Here is a 6,130-nt window from a genome sequence, read left to right on the forward strand (position 1 = left end):
GATTTATGACATCTCTCGCGGCGGAATGCAGCCGGGGGGAACCGGAAAATCGCCAACTGTGGCTAACTGGTGATAGGACGACCAATCGCCGCGCCAGCGTCGAGTAAGGTTACCTTCGGCTCGAAATTTGCATTCCGTCACCTCCGCGCTATCATCGGTGACAGAAAATACCGTTCTTTTTTCAGACGTTTACGATTGCAAGGCGCCCGGCCAAAAGCCGCAAGCCGTCCGAGTACAAGGCCAGAGTGCTGCCATGAGTACTGAGGGCCCGACCGCATCATTGACACCGCCGCCACCCCGGCGTCCCAAGGTGATCAAGACCAATCAGCAGCAAGTCCTGCTCTACGTCGTGCTGACCCTGCTGTTGTCGTTCGCCACCGTCTGGGCCGGCCGCGCCTTGCTGCACAATTCGGAGACGCTGACCTTTGCCGTCGGCGCTCCCAACAGTGACGAGGCGCTGTTCGCGGCCAAACTCGCCACGGTGCTGAAGAACAATGCCTCCCGCGTCCGGATCGAGATCGTCAACCACGCGGACAACGCCAAGGCGGTCGCGCAGTTCGACCGCAAGCAGGCCGACCTCGCCGTGCTGCGCACGGACGCCAAGGTGCCGCTGCGGGCGCGCACGCTCGCGATCCTAGAGCACGATCTCGTGCTGTTGCTCGGGCCCGGCAACAAGAAGATCAAGTCCCTCTCCGAGCTGAGGAAGAAGAAAGTCGCGGTCGTCGCCGAGAACGACGCCTCGCTCGCCTTCGTCCGTAGCATCCTCGAAGTCCCCGCCGGCCCCGAGGCTGCGAGGGTCCAAATGGCGCCGCAGGGCGCAACGCTCGACAGGCTGTTTGCCCCTCCAAATGGCTTTGGCGCGGTGATTGCCATCGTCCACGCCTCCAGGGCTGTCAGGGACAAGTCCTATGAACAAGTCGCCAGACGCGGCGGCTTCACGCTGAATGCCATCGACGAAGCCAAGACGCTGGCCCGCAAATTCCCCGGCATCTCCGGCGAGACGCTGACGGCAGGCACGTTGTCGACATCTCCGCAAATCCCCGACGACGATCTCGACACGATCGGGCTCGAATGGCTCCTGGTCGCACAATCCAGAATGTCCCCGACCACGGCAGGGGAGCTCGCGCGGATCGTCTACGAGAACAAGTCCGCGCTCGGGCTCGACAACGGCTTCGCCACCAGGATAGAGCCGGCCTCCGTCGAGAAGGATGCGTTCGTGATCGCTCACCGGGGCGCCGCCGACTACATCAACGACGACACCAAGTCGTTCATGGATAAGTACAGCGACCTGATGTATGTGGGCGTTGCCGCGCTCAGCATCATCGGTTCGATCTTCGCCGCGATCTACGCCAAGATCACGAGGATCGCGCCGGAGAAGGCCAGCGAGCTCTCCACGGCCATCCTCGACATCGGCGAGCGGATCGAGCATGCCCATTCGCTGGATCAGCTCGAATGTCTCCAGGACGAGCTGGAAGCGATCCTGCGCGGCGCCGTTATCGGCCTCAGAGACGGCACGATCAGTACCGACGGGCTGGACACTTTCAAGCTCGGCTATGAATTCGTTCGCGACGAGATCGGCATGCGCCGCGACTACTTGAAACGTCATGCCGGCGAAGCTGACAAGACGGTGCGCGATGCCGGCCCGCCCCAGCCGGACGACAGCAATGTCGTGGTGGTGAAGACCGCCCAGAGCGCCTGATCCACAGGTTGCGGCGGCTCCAGGTCTGGCCGACTTTCATCCCGGTAAATCGAGCGCCGAAACCGAGGAACCGCCTCGACCCGCAACCGTTGGTTTCCGGCTGCAACCGGAGAACGCGGCATGCGTGCACTCCTCATCATCCTCCTTCTGGCAATGCTGGCGGCGGCCGGCTACTTCGCCTACGCCGCAATGGCGGTTGAAGGTGAGCCGATCCCGACGGAAGGCTACGTGGCGCTGGCGCTGGGCGCGGGATTTTCCGTCATCGTCGGCGTCGGACTGATGGTCCTGCTGTTCTTCAGCAGCCGCCGCGGCTACGACGACCCACCGCATTTCAGATAAGCATTCCGCCGACGACGGCGACGGACCGGCAGGCACGGCGCAGCGGCGCCAATGAAGCTGCCGGCGCCCCGTCATTGACGGCCTCGGCCCGGGCAGGCACCTTGGCGCCGACAATGGAGACGAGAATGTCGGACACAGCCGACGCAGCCACCGGCCCCCTGCTCGAAATCACCGGCGCACGCGCCACCATCCGCCTCAACAGACCGAAACATCTCAACCGGCTCCAGGCGGAGGATCTCGGCGAACTGACGAGACTGTTCGACCGGGTGGAAACCGATCCTGATATTCGCGTCCTGGTGCTGACCGGCACCGGACGCGCCTTCTCTGCCGGCTACGATCTCAATTCGGTGGCCGAGCGCGCGGTCAGCGCGAGCGAGCAGCAGAGCGCGGGCTCGGCCTTCGAGGTGGTCGTCAACCGGCTGGAGGATCTGGGCGTACCGACCATCTGCCGGCTCAACGGCGGCGTCTATGGCGGCTCGACCGACCTGGCGCTGGCCTGCGATTTCCGCGTCGGCGTCGATACCGCCGAGATGTTCATGCCGGCGGCGCGGCTCGGGCTGCATTACTATCCGAGCGGCATCAAACGCTTCGTGACCCGCCTCGGCGTGGACAATGCGAAGAGACTGTTCCTGACCGCGCAGAAGATCAGCGCCCCGGAGATGCTGCGCATCGGCTATCTCACTGCGATGGTGCCGGTGGAATTGCTGGACGAGGAGGTCGACGAGCTCGCCGCGATCCTCGCCGGCAACGCGCCGCAGGCAATGCGCGGCATGAAGCGTGCGATCAACGAGTTCGCCCGCAATGAGCTTGATGAGGCAGCCGCCGACCGGCGCCACCGCGACAGCATGCGCGGCGACGAGATCAAGGAAGGCATCAAGGCGTTCGCGGAAAAGCAGCCGCCACGGTTCTGAGGGCCTGTGGCGGACAATGCCGCCGCACGATGCAACTCCGAGTCTTCGCAACATCCTGTGACTATAGGTCCCGGGTCTGCGCGTACCCTTGGGACGACAGCGGAGATCGCGGCGCTTGCCGCCTCAGCCTCCCGCAGCCTTGGCATGCTCCGCCGCCATCTCCGCATCCGCCGCATTGATGCGCTGGAACGCCGGTCGCGCCGTCATGCGTTCGGCATAGCGGACGAACACGTCCTTTCTCGGCACGATGCCGAACATCATGGTCCAGCTGAACGCGACGCCCCACAACACGTCGGCGGCCGTCATGCGCTCGCCGAGCAGATACGGCCCATTCGACAGCTGCGCCTCGAGCGCATTCAGCATGGTGTCGTAATCGGCGTAGGGCGATTGCGTGATCGGCGCCGGCTCGCGTTGCATGAACTTGTCGATCAGGGCCGGCTCGAACGACGACCCGTAATACGCGATCCAGCGCAGATAGGGGCCGCGCAGCGGATCGTTCAGGGCAGGCGTGAGGCCGGCCTGCGGGAACAGGTCGGCGAGATAGATCGTGATGGCGACCTGCTCCGTCACCAGCGCTTCGCCATGGCGGATCGCCGGCACCTTGCCGAGCGAATTGATGGCGAGATAGGCGGGCAAGCGCTGCTCGCCGGCCTTCATGTTGAGAACGTGGAGAGCGTAAGGAGCCCGCAGTTCCTCCAGCAGCACCCGCGTGCCGGTGGCGCGCGTCTGCGGCGAATAATACAGCGTGATGCGGTTCGGATCGGTCATGGCAGTCTCCATCTGGGCCGGCTGGCGCTGGGGCTGCTTGTAGCGGACCATACCTGACATCTCCTGTCAGGTATGGTTTAAGGGTTCATGCGCGCGAGCCGGATGCTGTCGATCCTCACCACCCTCCAGGCCAGGGGGCAGGTCACCGCGCCCGAGCTCGCGGAGGCCTGCGAGGTCTCGGTGCGCACGATCTATCGCGACATCGACGCGCTCGCCGCCTCGGGCATTCCTGTTTACGCCGACCGCGGCGCGGAAGGCGGCTATCGCCTGCTCGACGGATATCGCGTGCGGCTGAACGGACTGTCGCAGAGCGAGGCAGGCGCGCTGTTCCTGGCGGGCCTGCCCGGCCCGGCCGCAGCGCTCGGGTTGGATGCGGCGATGATTGCCGCGCAGAACAAGCTCATGGCGGCGCTGCCCGCGAATCTGCGCGAGGACGCCGGGCGGATGCAGGAGCGTTTCCACCTGGACGCCCCGGGCTGGTTCGGCGAGACGGAAGAACCAACGCATCTGCGCACGATTGCCGGCGCGGTGCTTCGCGGGACGCTGATCGGAATCCGCTACCGCAGCTGGCGCGCGGAGAAGCAGCGCCGCGTCGCGCCGCTCGGCCTCGTGCTGAAGGGCGGCAGCTGGTATCTCGCAGGCGATGTCGATGGCAGCGTGCGCACCTATCGCGTTGCGCGCGTGCTCGACTGCTCGGCGCTCGACGACCGCTTCGACCGTCCTGCCGATTTCGATCTTGCCGCCTATTGGAAGGCCGCGACCCTGCGTCTCGAGGCCGAGATGCATCCCAATGTCGCGATCGTGCGGTTGTCGCCGTTCGGCGTCAAACTGCTCGACGCGCTGAGCCAGCCCTACGTGAAGGCACGCACGCAGCTCCAGGACACCACTGATGCAGACGGTTGGCGCATTGCGCGAGTGCCGGTCGGCAAGACGTCGTGGCACGCCGCGGCCGAGTTGCTGCGGCTCGGCCCCGAGGCCGAAGTGCTGGAGCCCGCCGACCTCCGCGACAAGATGACCGAGCTGACGCGGGCGACGGCGGCGCGATATCGCGCGGTGCGAAAAGCCAGATCGCGACGCATCTCGCCGCAGCCGACGAAACATTCCTGAAACACGATTCTTCCCGGGCGCCATGAACGCGTTCGCGTTTCGCCTCGACCGAGATGCAGGGACACAACAATGGCCCTGCGCCAAATGGAGAATGAAGATGTTTCGTAAGCTTGCACTTGGTCTGATCGCCGCCGGCTCGCTCGGTGTGGCCGCTCTCGCCCCCACCGCCGCCTCGGCCGGCGGATTCCATCACCATCATCACGGTCATCACCACTGGGGTCCTGGCTGGGGCTTTGGTGGTATCTACCTCAACACCGGCGTCAGCAACTGCTACCAGGAGCGCCTCGTCCGCACCCGTCACGGCCTGCGCGTGCGCGTCGTGAATGTCTGCGCCTACGGGATCTACTGATACCGCCGTCGGCTGGCGCAACCCCGGTCGCTGCGCGACCGGGGTTCGTCGTCTCAACTCGCCAGGGCCGCCGGGGCCGCGGCCTTTTCGTCCGCGAGAGAATTGCGCTGCGATATCCATCGTTCGGCGCGCGAACGCCGCAGCGAGGGTGCGAAGTAGAAGCCCTGGGCGACGTCGCAGCCGATCCTGCGGATGATCTCGAGTGCTTGCGAGCTCTCGACACCCTCCGCCACGACCTTCATGTTGAACGCCTTCGCCAGCGCGACGGAAGCATCGACGATCTTCATCATGTCGTCGTCGGATTCGCAGCCCTTGATGAAGGACTGATCGATCTTCAACTCGCTGAACGGAAGCCGCGCCAGGGCCGCGAGCGACGAATAGCCGGTGCCGAAATCGTCGATTGCCGTACCGATGTTCTTGAGCCGCAGACGCACCAGAATGTCGTTGGCGCGGTCGACGTCCGCCATTGCCGTGGTCTCCGTGATTTCCACCGTCAGCGACGACGGGGGCACGTTCTCGCGGCGCAGGATCTCCTCGATCCGGTCGGGCAGGGTCAGGTCCGACATCAGCGAGCCCGAGATGTTGACGGCGATGGTGAAGCCGGGATTGCGCTCGATCAGCTTGCGGCCCTGCGAAAGCGCGGACGAGAGGATGCAGTCGGTCACCTCGCGCATGAGGCCGGCCTCCTCGGCGATCGGGATGAAAACCATGGGCGAGACCATGCCGAACTCGGCGGTACGCCAGCGTGCGAGAGCCTCTGCGCCGACGACTCGCTCGGTCCGCAGCGCGATCTTCGGCTGAAATTCGACGAAGAACTCGTGATCGGCGAGGCCCCGCGCAATTCGTTCCGGCGTGATCCGGGGCGGCGGCGCGGCAGATGACGCGGCTGACGGCGAGCGCTGCGGCAGTTCGAGCGCGCAACGCAGGCGGTTGAGATCGAGCGGCTTGGTCAGGCAC

7 protein-coding genes are annotated in these 6,130 nt (G+C 65.2%); 5 read left to right on the forward strand and 2 right to left on the reverse strand.

Annotated features, from left to right (window positions below; genetic code table 11):
• Positions 1-253 precede the first annotated feature (253 nt).
• The 3 genes from AX729_RS37650 to AX729_RS37660 all read left to right on the forward strand — a co-directional run bounded on the left by AX729_RS37650 (position 254) and on the right by AX729_RS37660 (position 2,949).
• Complete coding sequence (locus AX729_RS37650) at positions 254-1,699, forward strand: TAXI family TRAP transporter solute-binding subunit (protein ID WP_061029957.1); 1,446 nt, start codon at positions 254-256, stop codon at positions 1,697-1,699.
• Positions 1,700-1,819: 120 nt separating this feature from the next.
• Positions 1,820-2,038, forward strand: coding sequence for a hypothetical protein (locus AX729_RS37655; protein WP_061029959.1), 219 nt, complete (start codon positions 1,820-1,822; stop codon positions 2,036-2,038).
• A gap of 125 nt (positions 2,039-2,163) precedes the next feature.
• Positions 2,164-2,949, forward strand: coding sequence for an enoyl-CoA hydratase/isomerase family protein (locus AX729_RS37660; protein ID WP_061029961.1), 786 nt, complete (start codon positions 2,164-2,166; stop codon positions 2,947-2,949).
• Between the two features lie 123 nt (positions 2,950-3,072).
• On the opposite strand, the gene AX729_RS37665 is transcribed toward AX729_RS37660, so the two are convergent.
• On the reverse strand, positions 3,073-3,717 hold the full coding sequence (locus tag AX729_RS37665; RefSeq protein ID WP_061029969.1) for a glutathione S-transferase family protein: 645 nt from the start codon (positions 3,715-3,717) through the stop codon (positions 3,073-3,075).
• Between the two features lie 87 nt (positions 3,718-3,804).
• Here AX729_RS37665 and AX729_RS37670 point away from each other — a divergent pair, with 87 nt between their 5' ends.
• Positions 3,805-4,824, forward strand: a complete 1,020-nt coding sequence (locus tag AX729_RS37670) for a helix-turn-helix transcriptional regulator (RefSeq protein ID WP_061029963.1) — start codon at positions 3,805-3,807, stop codon at positions 4,822-4,824.
• A 97-nt stretch (positions 4,825-4,921) separates the two neighbouring features.
• Complete coding sequence (locus AX729_RS37675; protein ID WP_061029971.1) at positions 4,922-5,173, forward strand: hypothetical protein; 252 nt, start codon at positions 4,922-4,924, stop codon at positions 5,171-5,173.
• Positions 5,174-5,226: 53 nt separating this feature from the next.
• Here the strand turns inward: AX729_RS37675 and AX729_RS37680 are convergent.
• Positions 5,227-6,130 (reverse strand): EAL domain-containing protein (locus AX729_RS37680; RefSeq protein WP_061029965.1); only part of this gene is annotated, 904 nt, incomplete at its 5' end.

Origin of the sequence: Bradyrhizobium sp. CCH5-F6 (assembly GCF_001556045.1) — a bacterium.
Lineage (GTDB): Bacteria > Pseudomonadota > Alphaproteobacteria > Rhizobiales > Xanthobacteraceae > Bradyrhizobium.